Source organism: Azospirillum sp. UENF 312511, from assembly GCF_058780635.1.
Genome location: NZ_JBSNCG010000003.1, coordinates 696,895 through 715,030, shown reverse-complemented (window position 1 = coordinate 715,030; position 18,136 = coordinate 696,895). Strand labels below are relative to the sequence as shown.

15 protein-coding genes and 1 pseudogene are annotated in these 18,136 nt (G+C 65.2%); 13 read left to right on the top strand and 3 right to left on the bottom strand.

Going from position 1 to position 18,136, the window contains the following annotated elements:
• The first annotated feature begins 3 nt into the window (after positions 1-3).
• Positions 4-1,137 carry an acetoin dehydrogenase dihydrolipoyllysine-residue acetyltransferase subunit gene (locus ACWPN7_RS14705; RefSeq protein ID WP_459196944.1) on the top strand — a complete coding sequence of 378 codons (1,134 nt, stop codon included), beginning with the start codon at positions 4-6 and terminating at the stop codon, positions 1,135-1,137.
• A 60-nt stretch (positions 1,138-1,197) separates the two neighbouring features.
• Complete coding sequence (locus ACWPN7_RS14700) at positions 1,198-1,983, top strand: SDR family NAD(P)-dependent oxidoreductase (protein ID WP_492273342.1); 786 nt, start codon at positions 1,198-1,200, stop codon at positions 1,981-1,983.
• A gap of 195 nt (positions 1,984-2,178) precedes the next feature.
• Here the strand turns inward: ACWPN7_RS14700 and ACWPN7_RS14695 are convergent.
• Both ACWPN7_RS14695 and ACWPN7_RS14690 read right to left on the bottom strand, forming a co-directional pair.
• A pseudogene (locus ACWPN7_RS14695) lies at positions 2,179-2,290 on the bottom strand (IS630 family transposase); the annotation flags it as partial.
• A 78-nt stretch (positions 2,291-2,368) separates the two neighbouring features.
• Positions 2,369-3,076, bottom strand: coding sequence for a FadR/GntR family transcriptional regulator (locus ACWPN7_RS14690; protein WP_459196946.1), 708 nt, complete (start codon positions 3,074-3,076; stop codon positions 2,369-2,371).
• 244 nt (positions 3,077-3,320) lie between these two features.
• Here ACWPN7_RS14690 and ACWPN7_RS14685 point away from each other — a divergent pair, with 244 nt between their 5' ends.
• From ACWPN7_RS14685 to ACWPN7_RS14660, 6 genes are all read left to right on the top strand, one after another.
• Positions 3,321-4,202 carry a fumarylacetoacetate hydrolase family protein gene (locus ACWPN7_RS14685; RefSeq protein WP_451991414.1) on the top strand — a complete coding sequence of 294 codons (882 nt, stop codon included), beginning with the start codon at positions 3,321-3,323 and terminating at the stop codon, positions 4,200-4,202.
• A 42-nt stretch (positions 4,203-4,244) separates the two neighbouring features.
• Positions 4,245-5,009, top strand: coding sequence for an alpha/beta fold hydrolase (locus tag ACWPN7_RS14680; RefSeq protein WP_349619527.1), 765 nt, complete (start codon positions 4,245-4,247; stop codon positions 5,007-5,009).
• Positions 5,010-5,195: 186 nt separating this feature from the next.
• Positions 5,196-6,467, top strand: a complete 1,272-nt coding sequence (locus ACWPN7_RS14675; protein WP_456531278.1) for a metal-dependent hydrolase family protein — start codon at positions 5,196-5,198, stop codon at positions 6,465-6,467.
• A gap of 126 nt (positions 6,468-6,593) precedes the next feature.
• A complete protein-coding gene (locus tag ACWPN7_RS14670) occupies positions 6,594-7,481 on the top strand; it encodes an HpcH/HpaI aldolase/citrate lyase family protein (RefSeq protein WP_459196947.1) in 888 nt (295 codons plus the stop codon).
• A 118-nt stretch (positions 7,482-7,599) separates the two neighbouring features.
• On the top strand, positions 7,600-9,309 hold the full coding sequence (locus tag ACWPN7_RS14665) for an arylsulfatase (RefSeq protein ID WP_451991422.1): 1,710 nt from the start codon (positions 7,600-7,602) through the stop codon (positions 9,307-9,309).
• A gap of 80 nt (positions 9,310-9,389) precedes the next feature.
• On the top strand, positions 9,390-10,439 hold the full coding sequence (locus ACWPN7_RS14660; protein WP_451991424.1) for a formylglycine-generating enzyme family protein: 1,050 nt from the start codon (positions 9,390-9,392) through the stop codon (positions 10,437-10,439).
• 278 nt (positions 10,440-10,717) lie between these two features.
• Here ACWPN7_RS14660 and ACWPN7_RS14655 read toward each other — a convergent pair whose 3' ends face one another.
• Positions 10,718-11,671: a LysR family transcriptional regulator gene (locus ACWPN7_RS14655; RefSeq protein WP_349619522.1), complete on the bottom strand. Its 954-nt coding sequence runs from the start codon at positions 11,669-11,671 to the stop codon at positions 10,718-10,720.
• Between the two features lie 152 nt (positions 11,672-11,823).
• Between ACWPN7_RS14655 and ACWPN7_RS14650 the strand changes: the two genes are divergently transcribed.
• From ACWPN7_RS14650 to ACWPN7_RS14630, 5 genes are read left to right on the top strand one after another with little or no spacing between them, the layout of a single operon-like run.
• Entirely contained in the window at positions 11,824-13,389 is a 1,566-nt protein-coding gene (locus tag ACWPN7_RS14650) for an ABC transporter substrate-binding protein (RefSeq protein WP_349619521.1), read from the top strand.
• Positions 13,390-13,404: 15 nt separating this feature from the next.
• Positions 13,405-14,358 (top strand): ABC transporter permease, encoded by a 954-nt coding sequence (locus tag ACWPN7_RS14645; protein WP_014239631.1) that lies wholly within the window; start codon positions 13,405-13,407, stop codon positions 14,356-14,358.
• Positions 14,355-15,200: an ABC transporter permease gene (locus ACWPN7_RS14640; RefSeq protein ID WP_492273341.1), complete on the top strand. Its 846-nt coding sequence runs from the start codon at positions 14,355-14,357 to the stop codon at positions 15,198-15,200. Before ACWPN7_RS14645 ends, ACWPN7_RS14640 begins: the two co-directional genes overlap by 4 nt.
• The gene (locus tag ACWPN7_RS14635; protein WP_456531282.1) at positions 15,197-16,867 is read left to right on the top strand and encodes an ABC transporter ATP-binding protein; all 1,671 of its coding nucleotides are present in this window, start codon (positions 15,197-15,199) and stop codon (positions 16,865-16,867) included. Before ACWPN7_RS14640 ends, ACWPN7_RS14635 begins: the two co-directional genes overlap by 4 nt.
• Positions 16,868-16,903: 36 nt before the next feature.
• A complete protein-coding gene (locus ACWPN7_RS14630) occupies positions 16,904-18,064 on the top strand; it encodes a mandelate racemase/muconate lactonizing enzyme family protein (protein ID WP_459196948.1) in 1,161 nt (386 codons plus the stop codon).
• The last annotated feature ends 72 nt before the right edge of the window (positions 18,065-18,136 follow it).

The following is an 18,136-nucleotide window of genomic DNA, read 5'->3' as shown; positions in this document are numbered from 1 at the left end:
TTCATGACCACTCCCAACGAGCGCATCAAGCCCATCGTCATGCCCAAGTGGGGCCTGTCCATGTCGGAGGGCAAGGTCACCGGCTGGCTGAAGCAGCCGGGGGCCACCGTCAACCTGGGCGACGACCTGCTGGAGGTCGAGACCGACAAGATCACCAACGTGGTCGAGGCCGGCGAGGCCGGCGTGCTGCGCCGGGTGCTGGGCGAGCCCGGCACCGTCTATCCGGTGAAGGCGCTGATCGCCGTGCTGGCCGAACCCGACGTGCCGGACAGCGACATCGACGCCTTCATCGCCGGCTACGCCGTCCCCGCGGCCGACGGCGAGGAGGGCGGGGCGGATGCCGGCCCACGCTACGAGTTCGCTGAGACGGCGGCCGGCACCCTCCGCTACGCCAAGCGCGGCGACGGGGCGACGACCGTGCTGCTGGTCCACGGCTTCGGCGGCGACCTCGACAACTGGCTGTTCACCATCGACGCCCTGGCGGAGGGCGCCACGGTCTACGCGCTGGATCTGCCGGGGCACGGCCAGTCCGCCAAGACGCTGCCCGACCCGACGCTGTCCGGCCTGTCGAAGGCGGTGCGGGACTTCATGGACGCGGTGGGCATCGGAGCCGCGCATCTGGTCGGCCATTCCATGGGCGGTGCGGTGTCCATGCGCACGGCGCTCGACGCGCCGGAGCGGGTGGCGTCGCTGTCGCTGATCTGCTCGGCCGGCCTGGGGCGGGAGATCAACCAGGGCTACATCACGGGCTTCATCGACGCCACCTCGCGCCGCGACCTGAAGCCGGTTCTGGAGACCCTGTTCGCCGACGCCGGGCTCGTCAACCGCCAGATGACCGACGACCTGCTGAAGTACAAGCGGCTGGACGGCGTGGACGGTGCGCTTCGGGCCATAGCGTCCTCGATGTTCGGGAACGGGGAGCAGACGGCCCTTCTCGGTGAGGCGGTCGGGGCCGCGAAGGTGCCGACGCTGGTCGTGTGGGGCGCGGAGGATCGCGTCATCCCGGCTGCCCACGCCACGGCGCTGGACTCCGCCGCACGGGTCGAGGTGGTCCCGAACGCCGGTCACATGGTGCAGATGGAGGCGGCCGGGACGGTCAATGCCCTCATCAAGGACCACGTCACGAAAAACGCCTGACCTTTCCACCCGTCCGGCCGGCTTGGGGCTCTCTCACAAGCCGGCCCTTGGAGACGCACCATGCCCAACCTCAAGGACAAGAACATCATCGTCACCGGTGCCGGCCGCGGAATCGGCGCCACCATGGCCCGCGCGCTCGCGGCCGACGGCGCGCGGCTGATCATCGCCGATCGCACGGAGGAGGACGCGAGGACGGTGGCGGAGTCCATCCGCGCCGGGGGTGGCGACGCCGTCGCGGTCACGGTGGACGTCCGCGACCGCGCCGCGGTCCGCCGCATGATCGATATAGCCGTCTCCTCCTTCGGACGCCTCGACGTCCTCTTCAACAACGCGGGCGTCGCCCAGACCAAGCCCTTCCTCGACATCACGGAGGAGGACTGGCGTTTCGTCACTGACGTCAACGCGCTGGGCGTGCTGATCGGCATGCAGGAGGCGATCAAGACCTTCCGCGCGCAAGGCGGGGGCGGAAAGATCATCAACACCGCCTCCATCGCCGGCAAGCAAGGGTACGAACCGCTCGCCCATTACTCGGCCAGTAAGTTCGCGGTGGTTGCCTTGACCCAGGCGGCGGCGCGCGCCTTCGGCAAGGAGAGGATCACCGTCAACGCGATCTGCCCCGGCGTCGTCGCGACGGAGATGTGGAAGATCATCGACAAGGGCTTCCGCGACACCGGTCTGACGATGGCCGAGGACGAAGCGTTCAACCGTTTCGCGGCCGGCGCCGTGCTGGGCCGTCCTTCAACGGCGGAGGATCTGGTTGGGGTGGCGCGCTTCCTCGCCTCGTCCGATTCCGACTTCATGACCGGCCAATCCCTGCTGGTCGATGGCGGAATGGTCTTCACCTGACCGCAAGCCGGCGAAGTCGAGCCGACGCGCACCATCTCAACAAAAAAAGGCTCAACGACAGAATTGGAGCGGATTCCGATCACTCTGGTTCATCGCCAGCGGCTGCGAAGCAGGATCCGCAATCCCTGGATGTGATGGCGTTGATGGCGTCGCGAATGGTGTTCCAGAGGTCGGGTAGGGTGCGGGCGATGACGGTCCTGAGGTGTGTTTTGATTTTTGAGAAGGCCATCTCGATCGGATTGAAGTCGGGGCGGTAGGGCGGCGGGAGCATCACCGTCGCCCCGGCTCTTTCGATGGTGTGTCGAACAGCGGGGGGTGTGGGAAGAGCATTATCATGCTCGGTCTCAGCCCTGACTGCTGCCGAGAATCCCAGTGCGGTTCAGCATCAGCTTCCCAGAAGATTAGTCCGGACTTGCAGCAGATGCTCCTGAAGGGCGGCACGGGCCTGATCCCCGTCACGGTCCTTGAGCGCGCTGACGATGCGCCGGTGCTGCTCCTCATAAACGGCGCGCCGGGCCGGGGTGAGGCTGCGCACCTTTAGGCGCGCCCATTCCGGCTGGTTTCGGATGGCGTTGATCGCGTCATAAACATCCGCCAGCAAGCCGTTCTTGGCCGCGCCGATGATCGTCACGTGCAGCATGCCGTCCCAATGTTCGAACTCCGGAATGTCCTGGGCGCGCTCGGCATGGGCCAGGCATTCCTCCATCCGGTGAAGATCCGCCGCGGTGGCCCGCCCAGCGGCCAGTTCGGCCGCTTGCGGCTCGACCATCAGGCGCAGTTCCATGACTTCCGCCGGGCTGGCGCCGATGATGCGGCTGGTCAGGCTCTGATCCCCGGCCGCGGCCTTCTCCCTTGCCTCCGACGTGACGAACGAGCCGCGGCCCACATGGCGGACAATCTTGCCTTGCTCCTCAAGCACGCGAAGGCTCTTGCGCAGCGTGTTGCGGGAAACGTTGAAGCGCTTCTCCAATTCACGCTCGGTCGGCAGCTTGGTGCCCGGACCCCAGGTTCCGTCGGCAATGCCTTGTTCGATCAACGCAACAACCGCGCTCGCTCCGGAAGCAGCCCGATCCCTGAGATTCAGCGCGTCCATACCCGTTCCACCAGCATTTTTGCTCCATTCTTCATCCAATATGGCGCGTCCGCAGCCGCCGTGCAATCTCAATTTTAGGGTGGTCAACGCTCAGATCCAGACAACCTGTCCAGAAAAAATGGGCCAAGCGCATTTTATTCTTGACCAATCATGAGCCGTAATCGTCATATTGGGTCATTGATGGCGCTGATGGCGCCGCATTGGTCCTATAAATGGATCATAATTGGATCAGGGGATGCAGAGCATGAGATTCGTCACCTTCCAACATGATGGACGCCGCAAGGTCGGAGTGATCGATCCGGACACGCAGCGGGTTTGGCCGATCGAATCCGTTCTCGGCGAACCGGTCCGTGACATGCTCGATCTCATCCGCCGTTACGACGCGGCCAAGGGCGAGATGACGCTTGGTTCCGTGGGGATTCCGCTGGCCGACGTCCGTGTCGACGCGCCGATCCCGCGCCCGGACCGCAACATTTTCTGTGTCGGCAAGAACTACCACGACCACGCCCACGAGTTTACCCGCAGCGGTTTCGACGCCGGGTCGAAGGTGGCGGCCGACGCCATCCCGGAAGCGCCGATCTTCTTCACGAAGCCGCCGGAAACGGTGATCGCCAATGGTGATCCAATCCGTTACCCGCACGGGGTCAGCGACAGCCTCGATTATGAGGCCGAACTGGGCGTGGTCATCGGCAAGGGTGGCCGCGGGATCACCAAGGCCGACGCCTACGACCATGTCTTCGGCTACGTCATCATCAACGACATGACGGCGCGTGACTGGCAGTCGCGCCACAAGCAGTGGTTCCTGGGCAAGAGCTTCGACACCTTCTGCCCGATGGGCCCCTGGCTGGCGACGGCCGACGAGGTCGACGCGGCCAATCTGGCGCTGCGCTGCTGGGTGAACGACGAACTGCGCCAGAACGCCAACACGCGCGATCTGATCTTCGACATTCCGACCATGATCGAGACCCTGTCGGCCGGAATCACGCTCTACCCCGGCGACATCATCGCCACCGGCACGCCGGCCGGTGTCGGCATCGGCTTCAACCCGCCGAAGTTCCTGAAGCCGGGCGACCGCGTGACGATCGAGATCGACGGGCTCGGCCGGCTCAGCAACGTGCTCGACTGAGCACGGGCGGCCATTCTGCAACGGCAACAAGGGAAACACCTTATGGCACAGCATCCGGCTGTCGAGGTTCATGGCGCGGGCGACCCGGTGATCCTGGTCCATGGTCTGGGCGGCACCTCCAACGTGTTCACCCCGCAGGTCGGCGCGTTGTCGCGGTTCTTCCAATGCGTGCGCTTCGACCTTCCCGGTTCCGGGCGAAGCGCCGTCACCGACGACGTGTCGATTTCCGGCTTCGTCGATGCGGTCGTGGCCGTTCTCGACGGCCGCGGCATCGAGCGCGCCCATGTGGTCGGCCATTCGCTCGGCACCGTCGTGTGTCAGCATCTCGCCGTCCGCCAGCCGGAACGGGTGCGCAGCCTGTCGTTGATCGGGCCGCTTCACGCGCCGCCCGAGGCCGCCCGTCCGGCTCTCCGCGACCGTGCCGCCAAGGCGCGCGCCGAAGGCATGGTCGGGATCGCCGATGCGGTCGTTCAGGGCGGCACCTCGGCCGACACCAAGGCCAACCGGCCGGAAGTGGCGGCGTTCGTGCGCGAGATCCTGATGCGCCAGGACCCGGAAGGCTATGCCCGCACCTGCGAGGCCTTGGCCGCCGCCGAACCCGCCGACGTGGCGCGGATCGCCTGTCCGACGCTGCTCATCGCGGGCGACGAGGACGGCACGGCGCCACCCCCAGCCGTACGGGCCCTGGCGTCGAAGATCCCGGGATCGAACCTGCGCATTCTCGATCGCTGCGGCCATTGGACGACGTTCGAGCGTCCGGCGGCGGTCAACGAAGCGCTGGTCAACTTCCTGTTCTCTGTCGCCTGAGCACCTTGCGGAAAAGCGCATCGCCGTGACGCGTTCCCTTCGCGGACGCGGCCCACCAAAGAAGCGGCCCACCAAAGAAGGCGGTGTCGTTCGGATGGCGGAGCCACGGTCCCGGCAAAGCCATCCGCAGCACGAACGAGACAATAAGCCGGCAAACCGGCATCCCCGATCGACCAGGAGGAAACGATGCTAATGACTCTCTTCACCAACGTGCGCGTCCTCGACAGCACCGGCGAGCAGCCTTTCGCCGGCGAAGTGCTGGTCCAAGGCAACCGCATCGCCGAGATTTCCAGGCAGGAAGGGACGATCTCCCGCGACGCGCACCGCCATGTGGACGGCGGCGGCGCCACGCTGATGCCGGGCCTCATCGACTCGCACCTGCACCTGTCGTGGAACAACCAGCCCACGCTCGCGGCCATTCAGCAGATGCCGCCGGAAGAGCATGTCCTCTTCGCCGCCGACATGGCCAAGCTGGTGCTGGACGCCGGCTTCACGGCGGGCTTCGGCGCCGCCGCCGCCAAACCCCGCCTGGACGTGGTGATCCGCAACGCGATCAACGCGGGCCAGATTCCCGGACCGCGGTACCGCGCGGCGGGCCAGGAGATCGCCACGCCCGGCGGGCTTGGCGACACGTCGCCGCCGCACATCGAGCATGAGGGTCTGAATTTCGGCATGATCGTGTCCGGGCCGGAGGAGGTCCGCCGCGCCGTCCGCAAGTTCATCAAATACGGCGTCGACAACATCAAGCTGAACCTGTCGGGCGAGGAGATCACCGGGGTCGGGGCCGAGGTGACGCCGATGGCGCGCGAAGAGATCGCCGTGGCGGTGAGCGAAGCCAAGATGCATGGGAAGACCCTGTGCGCGCACGCGCGCTCCTCCAAGTCGGTCAAGCTGTGCGTCGAGTTCGGCATCGAAGGCATCTTCCACGCCTCCTACGCGGACGAGGAAGCCCTCGACATGCTGGAAGCGGTGAAGGATCGGCACTTCGTGGCGCCCGGTCTGGCGTGGCTGCTCACCACGGCCCGGGAAGCGGGCGCGTATGGCATCGCCCCCGGGTCGCCGCTGTCCCAGCAGTACGAACGCGAGCTGGAAATCGCCGTCGACAGCATGAGGAAGATGCACAAGCGCGGCATCCGGGTTCTCCCCGGCGGCGACTACGGGTTCGCCTGGCAACCGCACGGCACGAACGCCCGCGACCTCGAGATCTTCGTGAACCTGCTCGGCTTCACGCCGATGGAGGCCCTGGTGTCCGCGACCCGGTCCGCCGGGCAGATCATGGGCATGGGCAACGAGCTGGGCATGATCCGGGAAGGCTGTCTGGCCGACCTCCTGCTGGTTGACGGTGATCCTCTCGCGGACGTCACCATTCTGCAGGACCGGAAGCGCCTCCTGGCGATCATGAAGGACGGCATCTTCCACAAGGCGCCGGAAGCCCTCGCCCCACGCGAGCGTGTCTGAAACCAATCCGGACCCGACCGTGCCCAGCGCATCGCTCCCGGCGGAGGCTCCGCCTTCTTTCCGGGAGCATGGACGCTCGCAGCGGCTGGGTCATCGCACAGGCCATGAAAAGGAGGGGGACGCGCGATGGACGATCTCGGCTGGCGCAGCGTGCTGTTTGTCCCGGCATCTCGGCCCGACCGCTTCGACAAGGCGATCGCCGCCGGCGCCGATGCGGTCTGCGTGGATCTGGAAGACGCCGTGGCGCCGGCTCACAAGCAGGATGCCCGTGCCGCGGCCATGCGCTTCCTGGTGGATGGCGACAACGGTGGCAGTGGCGGTCCCGACCGCGTGATACGCATCAACACGCTGCGCAGCGTGGCGGGAATGCGCGATGCGCTCGCTCTCATCGAGGCGCGCCCCTCGGGTGGCACCGTGGTCGTCCCCAAGATCGACTCGCCCGAGGAGGTCTGCTGGCTCGACCAGTTGCTGACCGAAGCGGGACTCGATCTTCGCCTGGTGGCTCAGATCGAGACGTTGCGTGGGGTCGATCAGGCCGCCGCCATCACGGCCGCGTCCCGCCGGGTGAGCGCCGTCATGTTCGGAGGCTTGGATCTGGCGGCGGAACTCGGTGTCCCGGCGTCCTGGGATGGGCTTCTGTACGGCCGATCGCGGGTCGTCCACGCCGCCGCGCGGTCCGGCATTCCGGCCATCGACATGCCCTTCGTCGCGGTGCGCGACGCCGACGGGTGCCGCGCCGAGGCGCAACGCGCCCTGTCTCTGGGCTTCACGGCGAAGATGGCCATCCATCCAGGTCAGGTTGCCACCATCAACGAAGCCTACACACCGACACCGGACGAGGTCGCCGACGCCGAACGGATCGTCACGGCCTGGAGGGACGCCCCGGACGGCGTCATTCAAGTCGACGGGAAAATGGTCGAGCGCCCGATCGTGCTCGCCATGCGACGCACACTGGCCCGCGCGCAGGCTGCCGAACACGCATCCACATCGAGGCGGCAGGGTGATGCCGCCTGACGACCTTGCGCTCGGCTGGAGCCGGCCTGCAAAGGCGGACTTTTAAAAACAGAAAGAGGGGGAAAAGGCAATGCGCAGACACTCATCATTCCGGACGAGGCTGGCGCTGGGAGCCATCGTGGCAGCGACCGCCAGCGCCGTTCTGGCGTGCCCATCCATGGCGGCGGACGTCCGGACGGGTGCCAGCCCGTCGGGGGGCGGCACCCGTCCCAACATCCTGCTGATCCTTGCCGACGATTTGGGCTATTCGGACATCGGTGCGTTCGGAGGCGAGATCCAGACGCCCAATCTCGACGCCTTGGCGCGCTCCGGTCTCCAACTGACCAACTTCCATGTGTCGCCGGCCTGTTCGCCGACGCGGGCCATGCTGATGGCCGGCACCGACAACCATGTGGCCGGGCTGGGGACGATGGCGGAACTGCCGACGCCGGAGCAGAAAGGAAAAGCGGGCTACGAGGGCACCCTCGGCACCAACGTCGTCCCGTTCCCGGAACTGCTGCGCGATGCGGGCTATCACACCTACATGGCCGGCAAGTGGCATCTGGGCATGACGGAGGAACTCAGCCCTCCGGCGCGCGGCTTCGATCGGTCCTACGCCATGCTCCAGGGCGGGGCGGGGTTCTTCGACCAGACCGGCAACGCGCCGCCGCCTGACGGCAAGGGCACGACCAAGGCGCGCTACCGCGAGAACGGCAAGCCGGTCGACCTGCCGAAGATCGACTACACGACGAATTTCTACACGGACAAGGTCATCGAATACATCGGCAGCAACAAGGCCGATGGGAAGCCCTTCTTTGCCTATGCGGCGTACACGGCGCCGCACTTCCCTTTGCAGGCGCCCGACCACCTCATCGAGAAGTACAAGGACACGTACAAGGCGGGATACGAGGCCATTCGGAACGAGCGCTTCAAGCGCATGCAGGCGGCAGGGTTGATTCCGGCAAGCATGACGCCGTCCGAGCCGCCCGCGTTTTGGCCGAAATGGGAGCAGCTTTCCCAGCAGCAGAAGGATGTCGAAGCGCGCCGGATGGCGGTTTACGCGGCCATGGTCGATTCCCTGGACCAGAACATCGGCCGGCTGGTGTCCTACCTGAAGGAGATCGGCGAGTTCGACAACACCATCATCGTCTTCCTGTCCGACAATGGCGCCGAGGGGAACGACATTCTCGACTTGGTCCCCGCCGCGTGGGTCGAGGAAACCTTCGACAACAGCCTGGACAACATCGGGCGTCCGGGCTCCTACGTCGGCTATGGGCCGGGGTGGGGCCATGTGAGCGCCGCCCCCTTCCGCCTTTTCAAGGCGTTCCCGACCGAGGGCGGCGTGCGTTCGCCGACCATCATTTCGTACCCCAAGCTGGCGCATCGCGGAAAGATCGACGGCCAGATCGCCTCGGTGATGGATCTGGCGCCGACCTTTCTTGAGGCCGCCGGGGTCAAGCACCCTGGAAACAGCCACAAGGGGCGTGCCGTCCATCCCATGCAGGGAACCTCCCTCTGGCCCTATCTGAATGGCCGGTCCGATCGCGCCCACCCGAAGGATTACGCGTTGGGAATGGAGCTGTTCGGGCGTGCCTCCGTCAAGAAGGGTGACTGGAAGCTGGTCTGGGTGAACCAGCCGTGGGGAACCGGCGGGTGGGAGCTCTTCAATCTCGCCGATGATCCCGGCGAGACCCGCAACCTCGTCGATGCCCAACCGGAAAAGGCCAAGGAAATGATGGCCTCGTGGGATGAGTACCGGGAAAGGAACGGTGTGATCTTCGATGAGAAGATCGCCGGCCAGCTTCAGTACAGCAATGGCACGCGCTACTACCAGGAGCTTGAGTGGTAAGCGATGCGACAGCGGCGGCCGGGCTTGGACGGCCGCCGGCCACGACCGGGATGCGGCCGATCGCAAGGAAAGACGAACCCATGGCCAACGAAAGTGCAGTCTTCTTCACGGCCCTCGTGACGGCCGGGGTTGGTGCCGCCGCGGGACTGGCGATGTTCGCCTGGCCTGCCCAGGCCCCAGCCATGCCGAACGTCGCGCAGGACACGCTGTGCGACGGTTCCGCCGCGCCCCTCGGCACGAAGGAGGCGCCTCCCGGTATGGTGTGGATTCCGGGGGGCGATACCCGGATTGGCTCCGACCAGCATTACCGCGAGGAAGGGCCGGTGACGCGGGTGAGCGTCGATGGCTTCTGGATGGACCGCACCGAAGTCACGAACGCCCAGTTCCGCCGGTTTGTCGATGCGACGGGGTATGTCACCGAGGCGGAACGCGTCGTCGACGGAACCGGCGCCGGTGCGCGCCGGCCCTCCGGTTCCGTGGTCTTCGTCGATCCGACCTCCCAGGCCGGGAGGAGCGACACGTGGTGGCACTTGGTTCCCGAAGCGAACTGGCGCCATCCGGAGGGTCCCGGCAGCGACATCGGGGGCCGCGAGAACCATCCCGTGGTGCATGTCACGTACAACGATGCCATCGCGTATGCGCGATGGCTCGGCCGGGAACTTCCCACCGAGGCGCAGTGGGAACACGCGGCCCGGGGCGGGCTGGATGGCGCGCCATACGCCTGGGGCGGCGAGTTCACACCGCAGGGCGTGGCGATGGCCAACACGTGGCAGGGGTTTTTCCCGATCCAGAACACGCGAGGCGACGGCTATCTGGCGACCGCCCCCGTGGGCTGCTTCACGGCGAACGGTTACGGGCTGCGGGATATGATCGGCAATGTCTGGGAATGGACGTCGGATTGGTATCGGCCGCGGCATGACGGTCTGGGCGACGTCAACCCGACCGGGCCCCGGCAGGAGGACAGTTACGATCCCCGACAGCCGGGGGTCCCCAGCCGGGTGATCAAAGGAGGCTCCTTCCTGTGCGCGCAGAACTTCTGCCAGCGCTACCGGCCGGCGTCACGCCATCCGCAGGAGGTCGGCCTCGGAGCAAGCCATCTGGGGTTCCGGACGGTGCTGAATACGAGGTAGTGGCGGCCCACGGACGTGAACCGCCACACGGCTGGCGCGGGCCGACTCCGGCATACGCTTGATGGCATCGCGCGGCGGTCTGCGCTGGAGCCGGTCATCAGTAAAGAGCTTGCTGGACCGGGCCAAGGGCAGGGGTTGCCACGAGACGCGGGAGGCTGCGTAGCGGTTGGTCCACCGCCAACGCTGTGGGCTGGTGGAGAGACGTTTGTTTGGTCTGTCTCGACCCTCATAGCGTCCGAAAAACCCGGCGCGGTTCAAACTCCCGCATAGATCTCCCATCAGGAGACTAGAACATGGCACTCGAAGGAGTGCAGCCGTCCTCCTTTACCGATCTTCGCCACGTCCTTCCCTACCTCTGCGCACAACCACTCACGCACATGTCCCGCAACACCACCGGCCTGCGCTTGATCGCCAAGTATGAAGTTGAATGTCGCGCGGGTGTTGAACCCCCTGTCCGACGCCGCCAGAAGCGAGCGGTAGCGAAGCAATCGGGACGTCACCGACAGCCATCCCAGGACGATCCCTTGCCCGTTCAAGGCCGACTGAAGCGCCACCGAATAATCGGAGAAAACCATCGTCTTGTGGTTCGGAGGCAATTCCAAGCCAGCGAGGCGGGCGAACGTATCCCAGTCGCACCAGTGATCGCTGAGGGTGATCAAGGTGTGCGTCCGGTTGCGCCGCGGTTGGTCGAGCGTTCCCATGCGCTTTATGTAGTCCAACGCGGCCACCGGCTGGATGATCTCATCCAGGAAGTGGCTCTCCGGAGGAGCCTTGGCCGTTTCTGGAAAGCGGCGCAAGCCCAGATCAGCCCGAACCGGACTCTGCCCAACACCTCCGGCGATCAGCTCGAAGCGCAGGTCCACGTCGGGGAACGCCAGCCGGAAGTCGAACAGCCGCGGAATCAGCCAATGCGCGGCCATCGATGAAGAGATGGACAAGAGCACCGGCTTCCGCCCGCTCTCCTTGTCCTTCCACGACGCAATCAGTTTTTCGATGGCGTCGAAGCTGTTGGACATCAACCCGCTCAGCTCGGCGCCGCGCGTGGTCAGACGCACGCGCGGCCCTGACCGCAAGAACAGCTTCACACCGATGGCCTCTTCCAGGGACGCCACAGCCCGGCTGACAGCAGGCTGGCTAATTCCCAGTTCTTCCGCTGCGCGCGAGAAATTCCGGTGCCGCGCAGCCGCCTCAAAAGCCAGAAAGAGGTTCGTTGGCGGCAAAACCCGCTTCATATCATGCGTCCTGGTTATGATTACCCCCATGCCGCCGGTATACCGCACCCCGCAAAAGCAAACAAACCATTTATTATCAGTCTGTTACGAACTCGCTTCCCAGGCCTGTCGCCGTGCTCCATACACGGAGGAAGTAACAGGGAGAGCAGAGAATGAATTTTTCAAAAATCAGCCGACGTGATTTCCACACCTTGTTCGGAACCACTCTGGGGACGGCTGTGCTCGGGGGGATTCCCGTCATCGCCCAAGCGGCCGGGACAACGAACAGCCCCTCCGCGATGGTGCCGAAGAAGGGGGGGCGCGTCCGGCTGGCCCTTGCCCAGCAGAGCACCAACGACACCTTCGACAGCGCGCGTTTCACCAACGCCAACGACTACATCCGCGGGTCCGCTGTCTTCAACACGCTGACCCGCGTCGACGGCTCGGGCCAGGCGCAACCGGAACTGGCCCTGTCCTGGGAAGCCAACCCGTTGGCCACCGAATGGCGCTTCAAGATCCGCAAGGGCGTGGAATTCAGCGATGGTCAGCCCCTGTCGCTTCAGGACATAGCGTTCTCCATCATGCGCCACAAGAACGAAGCCAAAGCCTCGTCGGCGAAGCCCCTGGTGGCCAATATCGCCGCGGTGACCACGGAAGGTGACGATACCATTCTGGTCCGCTTGGCTGAGGCGGACGTCGAGTTGCCCGTTCTGCTCGGCCTGCTGCAGTTCTGCGTGGTGAAGGACGGCACAGAGGATTTCTCCAAGCCGGTCGGCACGGGCCCCTTCGTCATGGCGGAGTTTCAGCCCGGCATTCGCACCGTGCTGACTCGCAACACCAATTTCTGGAAGGACGGTCAACCTTATCTGGACGAGATCGAGATGATCTCGATCACCGATGCCAACGCACGGGTCAGCGCCTTGCTGTCCGGCGACATCGACATGGCCGCGGACCTGAAAGGCGCGGGCATCGATCAAGTCGCGGCGAACCCGTCCACGAAGATTTTCGAGACGCCGAGCACCCGCTACGCCGGGTATCAGTTTGACGCCGCCACCAACTTCGACCCGAACCTCGGGTTGGCCATCGCCAACATGTTCGACCGCCCGAAGATCGTCGAAACCGTGCTCAAGGGCCACGGCTCCGTCGCCAATGACCATCCGGTCGGCAAGATGAGCCCCTACTACAACGCCAACCTGCCACAGCGCGAACTGGACCTCGACAAAGCCAAGCATTACCTGAAGAAATCGGGAATCGGGCGGACCCCGCTCGAACTCTCGGTCAGCGATGGGGTGGTCTACAGCGTCGAAATCGCCCAGCTTCTGCAGCGCTCCGCCGCCCAGGCAGGCCTCAACCTGACCTTGCGGCGCGAGCCGTCGGAGAGCTACTGGACCGCCGTCGCCGGCAAGCGCCGCTTCTTCGCAACCAACTTCTTCCCCCGTCCGACGCCGCATCTGCTGCTCAACGTGACCTGGAAGAGCGGCTCGCAGTGGAACTTCTCCCACTACGGCAACCCGCGCCTGGACTCTCTCATCGACGGCGTTCGGGCCACTCTGGATGTGGACAAGCGCATCGCCATGTACCATGAGATCCAGGAGATCCTGCACAACTGCGGTGCGGTGACGATGCCGGTCTTCCTGAGCTATCTCGACGGTGTTTCAAGCCGCATCCAGGGGCTTACACCCAACCAGATCGGAAACTTCTCCGGCTTCCGGTTCTCCGATCAGGTCTGGCTTTCGTAAGCGCTAGGTCTCGCCGTGATCAGATTCATCGTCAAGCGGCTGGCAGCAGGCTTCGTCCTGCTGCTGGTCATCTCCCTGCTCATTTTCGTCGGCTGCGAGATGTTGCCCGGCGATGTGGCGCAAATCATGCTTGGACAGTCGGCCAGCCCCGAGAACGTGGCTGCGTTGCGGGCCGAACTGGGATTGGATCAGCCCGCACCGGTTCGCTATCTGGCTTGGCTGTGGGGCATATTTCATGGCGACTGGGGCGTTTCGATGACCTCCCGCCAACCCGTCAGCGTGATGTTGTCCGAACGCCTGTCCAACACGTTGACGCTGGCCGGGCTGACCACGTTGGTCTCGGTTCCCCTGGCCTTGCTGATCGGCATGGTCCTGGCTGTCCACAAGGGCACCCGTCTGGACCGGGTCGGGACCATCGTCATCGTCGGTCTGTGCGCGACGCCGGAATTCCTGGTCGCCACGCTGGGTGTGCTCGTCTTCTCGATCCATCTGCGCTGGCTACCGGCGATCTCTTACGTGACGCCCGGCTCGGGGGTCCTGACCCTGATCAAATCCATGCTGTTGCCGTTGGCCACCATGACCATCATCGTCACCGCGCAGCTCGCCCGGATGACTCGCGCGGTGGTCGGCAACATCCTGACGCAGCCTTATGTCGAGACGGCCCGGCTGAAAGGCGCCGGATCGGTCCGCGTGATCACGGTCCATGCCTTGCGCAACGCCGTCGGCCCGCTGATCAACATCATCGCGATGAATGTCGCCTACCTCATCAGTGGCGTGGTGATCGTCGAAACCATCTTCGCCTTCCCCGGCCTCGCCCGGCTCATGGCGGATTCGGTTCAGGCGCGCGACCTGCCGGTGGTCCAGGCCTGCGCAATGATTTTCTCGGCCGCCTACATCGGCCTGATCATGGTCGCCGACATCGTCGCCAAGCTGTTCGACAGCCGCAAGGAACCGGGGGCTTCCTCATGATGCCGCACCAGACACCCTCCCAGCTCAAAAGCCTGTTCCGGCCGACGCTGCTGTCGGTTGTCGTCGCCCTCCTGCTGCTGGTCGCCTTCGCCGTTCTGGCGGCACCGCTGTTGCCGCTGCACGACCCCGACGCTTTTCTGAGCAGCGACGGCTTCGTTCCGCCGTCCGACGAGTACTGGTTGGGCACCGACTTCCTCGGCCGCGATCTGCTGGCGCGGCTGCTCAGCTCGGGCCGCGTCACCCTTGGCATGGCCTTGCTCAGCACCATTCTCGCCCACCTGATCGGCGACACGCTGGGTTTGCTGACGGCGTTGCGCGGCGGATGGTTCGATGCGGTCGTCAGTCGTATCGTCGACGTGGTTCTGTCCGTTCCCAAGATCATTGCCGGTCTCGTCGTGCTGGCCGTGACCGGCCCATCCCTCGTCGCCATCGTGGTTCTGACAGCCGTGGTCTATGCCGCCGGCGTGTTCCGGATCGCCCGCGCGCTTGGGCAAGATCTGATCGCACAGGATTTCATCACCGTGGCCCGTGCCCGCGGCGAGGGCAATCGGTGGCTTCTGTTCGGCGAGATGCTGCCGCATGTGGTCATGCCGTTGACCGCGGATTTCGCCCTGCGCCTGAGCTTCGCCATCCTCTTCATGAGCGGCCTGAGCTTTCTTGGTCTTGGCGTGCAGCCGCCGATGGCGGACTGGGGCGGACTCGTCCGCGAAAATCTGGACGGCCTGCAAATCGGTTCCTGGGCACCGATCTATCCGGCTCTCTCCATCGCGGTCGTCTCCGTCCTGCTGAACCTGTTCGTCGATGGGCTGCAGGAACGTGAAAAGAAGGGGGGCGGGGTATGACGCTTCTCCATATCCGGAATCTGAACCTGTCCGCGGACAGCGGGAAACCCATTCTGCGGGACGTCTCGCTGACCCTGGAACATGGCCAGATCCTGGCGCTCATCGGGGCATCCGGGTCCGGGAAAACGACCCTGGCGCTGACCGCCCTGGGGCACATGCGGCCGGGCGTCCGCCACGTCTCCGGGCAGGTGCTCTTCCGAGGCCAGGATCTGCTGCGGATGAGCCGGCGGGCACTGGCGCAGCTGCGTGGCCGCAAGCTGGCCTACATCGCCCAGAGCGCCGCGGTCTCCTTCAACCCGCGCATCCGGCTGGACCGCCAGGTCACGGAAAGCAGCCGCATCCATCACACCATGTCCCCCGACGCGGCCCACGCCCGGGCACGTGAGGTCTATCGGACTCTTGACCTGCCCACCGGCGAAGCCTTTTACAACCGATTCCCCCATGAGGTTTCCGGCGGGCAACTGCAGCGGTTCATGATCGCCATGGGCCTGCATGAAATGCCTGAGATCCTGGTCTGTGACGAACCGACCAGCGCCCTTGACGCCACCACCCAGGTTGAGGTGCTGAAGGCCCTGGACACCGGGATCCGCGCCAGCGGGACCGCCGCCATCCTGGTCGGCCACGACATCGCCCAGGTGGTCCAGGTCGCCACCCACATCCTGGTGATGCGCAACGGCGAGGTGGTCGAGCGTGGCACGGTCGAGCAAATCCTCCATCATCCCGAACACCCGTACACGCAGCAACTCCTGGAGATGCATCGCGGTTTCGATGCCGAATCCGGGACCATGGCGGACACCGTCGCCGCTACCGCCAGCGCGACAGCGGTGTCCCCGCCCGCCCGGCCGCCGCTTCTGGAGGTTCGCGATCTGGCCGTGTGCTACGGCACCGGCGGTTTCGCGGTGAAGGCACTCAGCGGTGCGTCGCTGACCCTGAACGGCGGCGAGATGATGGCGGTGGTCGGCGAGTCCGGGTCGGGCAAGAGCACCATGGCCCGTGCCATCGCCGGCTTGGTCCAACCCAGCCAGGGCGAGGTCCTGGTCAACGGACAGCTTATGGAACGGGATGTGCTCAAGCGTCCACTCCCCATGCGCCGGGCTGTCCAGATCACCTTCCAGTCGGCCGACACGTCCCTGAACCGCCACCACACCGTGGGCCGCATCCTCGGACAGGTGTTGACGTTCTTCGGAGAACGCTCCAAAGAGCGCCGCGCCGAGCGGATACGCGATCTTCTGGAACAGGTCCATCTGCCCGCCGACTATGTCGACCGCAAGCCGAGCCAGATGTCCGGCGGTGAAAAGCAGCGCGTCAACCTGGCCCGCTCTCTCGCCGCCCGGCCGGACGTGCTGATCTGCGACGAAATCACCTCGGCGCTCGACAACATCGTCGCGGCATCGGTGCTCGACCTGATCAACGAACTCAAGCGCGAGCTGAACATCGGCATCCTGTTCATCAGCCATGACCTTTCGGCCGTGGCGGCGATGTCGGACAAGATCATGGTCCTGCGCAACGGCGAAGTCGTCGAACAAGGCCCCACGGCGCAGGTCCTCGGGGCTCCCCGTCATCCCTACACCCGGCTGCTGCGCTCCTCGGTCGCCGCAATGCGCCTCGGATGGCTGGAGGAGGCTTCCGCGCTCCACCGGTCCCTGCGCGATGAACTCGGCGCCTGAGCCTCTATCCCATCCCATTCACCGGACAGCGTCATCATGAAGATCACCAAAGCCACGATCTACGTCATCAACGGCGAGGGCCTCAAACCCGTCATCGTCAAGCTCGATACCGATGAGGGGATATCCGGCCTCGGCGAGGTCGCCACGGCTTACGGCTGCGGCCGGACCGGCGCCGCGGGCATGATCCAGGATCTGTGCGCACGGTTCGTGATCGGCGCCGATCCGACCCGCATCAACAGCCTGATCGGCGAGATGTACGATCAGTCCTTCTGGCTGAAGAACCCGGGGGGCATTGCCGGAGCTGGCCTCAGTGCCATCGAGCAGGCTCTGTGGGACATTCGGGCACGGGCGCTGAACGTTCCGGTCCACGAGCTGTTCGGCGGACGGATGCGTGACACGCTCGCCTACTACGCCAATGGCTGGTACTTCGGCGCGACCTCCGTTGCCGATCTGCTGCGCCAAGCGGAGGCGGCCGTGAAGGACGGCCACAAGGCCCTGAAAATGTACCCCTTGGCGCGGATTCAGCCCAACGGGACCCTTCGGCATACGGTCAACCGCTACGCGGATGACCGCGACGCGGTGAACACCGCGCTGGATATCGTCGCGCAGGTCCGGCGCACCGTGGGTGCCGACGTCACGCTCATGCTCGATCTGGCCGGTGGTTTCTCGGTGAGCGATACCATCCGCTTCGTCCATGGTCTGGAAGACCTGGATATCGCCTTCATCGAGGAAATCTGCGATCCGGGAGACCTGGGTGCGCTGGAACAGGTCGCCGCCAAGACGAACATTCCGATCGCCACCGGCGAGCGGCAATACCTGCGGTACGGCTTCCGCGATCTGTTGGAGCGTCGGGCCGTCGGCATCCTGCAGCCGGACATCGGCAACACCGGCGGGTTCGCCGAAACCCATAAGATTGCTGCCATGGCCGATGCCTACGGCGTCAAGGTGCAACCCCATGTCTGCGGCAGTTCCGTTGCGGCCAGCATCGCCACCCATCTCAGCGCCGTGATCCCGAACTTCTACGTGCAGGAACACTTCCCCTACTGGGCCCGCATTCCCGGCTGGATCGAAGTGGCGACGGAGCCCTTCGAGACCCGTTTGAAGAACGGCGCTCTGCAGATTCCGGACGGGCCGGGTTACGGCGTCACCCTGAAGGATGCCGTGGTCCGGGAGCACATCTGGGCCGAGGTTCGCTAAGACCGCCCACGGGCGGATGCGGCACATGTTCAAGACCACCGAGGGAGGGCGCTGCCTTGCCCCGGTGGCCGT

Bases quoted from the DNA above. Each gene is read 5' to 3' on its own strand.
- ACWPN7_RS14705 (WP_459196944.1), top strand. From the start codon at position 4: ATGACCACTCCCAACGAGCGCATCAAGCCCATCGTCATGCCCAAGTGG.
- ACWPN7_RS14700 (WP_492273342.1), top strand. From the start codon at position 1,198: ATGCCCAACCTCAAGGACAAGAACATCATCGTCACCGGTGCCGGCCGC.
- ACWPN7_RS14690 (WP_459196946.1), bottom strand. From the start codon at position 3,076: ATGGACGCGCTGAATCTCAGGGATCGGGCTGCTTCCGGAGCGAGCGCG.
- ACWPN7_RS14685 (WP_451991414.1), top strand. From the start codon at position 3,321: ATGAGATTCGTCACCTTCCAACATGATGGACGCCGCAAGGTCGGAGTG.
- ACWPN7_RS14680 (WP_349619527.1), top strand. From the start codon at position 4,245: ATGGCACAGCATCCGGCTGTCGAGGTTCATGGCGCGGGCGACCCGGTG.
- ACWPN7_RS14675 (WP_456531278.1), top strand. From the start codon at position 5,196: ATGCTAATGACTCTCTTCACCAACGTGCGCGTCCTCGACAGCACCGGC.
- ACWPN7_RS14670 (WP_459196947.1), top strand. From the start codon at position 6,594: ATGGACGATCTCGGCTGGCGCAGCGTGCTGTTTGTCCCGGCATCTCGG.
- ACWPN7_RS14660 (WP_451991424.1), top strand. From the start codon at position 9,390: ATGGCCAACGAAAGTGCAGTCTTCTTCACGGCCCTCGTGACGGCCGGG.
- ACWPN7_RS14655 (WP_349619522.1), bottom strand. From the start codon at position 11,671: ATGAAGCGGGTTTTGCCGCCAACGAACCTCTTTCTGGCTTTTGAGGCG.
- ACWPN7_RS14650 (WP_349619521.1), top strand. From the start codon at position 11,824: ATGAATTTTTCAAAAATCAGCCGACGTGATTTCCACACCTTGTTCGGA.
- ACWPN7_RS14640 (WP_492273341.1), top strand. From the start codon at position 14,355: ATGATGCCGCACCAGACACCCTCCCAGCTCAAAAGCCTGTTCCGGCCG.
- ACWPN7_RS14635 (WP_456531282.1), top strand. From the start codon at position 15,197: ATGACGCTTCTCCATATCCGGAATCTGAACCTGTCCGCGGACAGCGGG.
- ACWPN7_RS14630 (WP_459196948.1), top strand. From the start codon at position 16,904: ATGAAGATCACCAAAGCCACGATCTACGTCATCAACGGCGAGGGCCTC.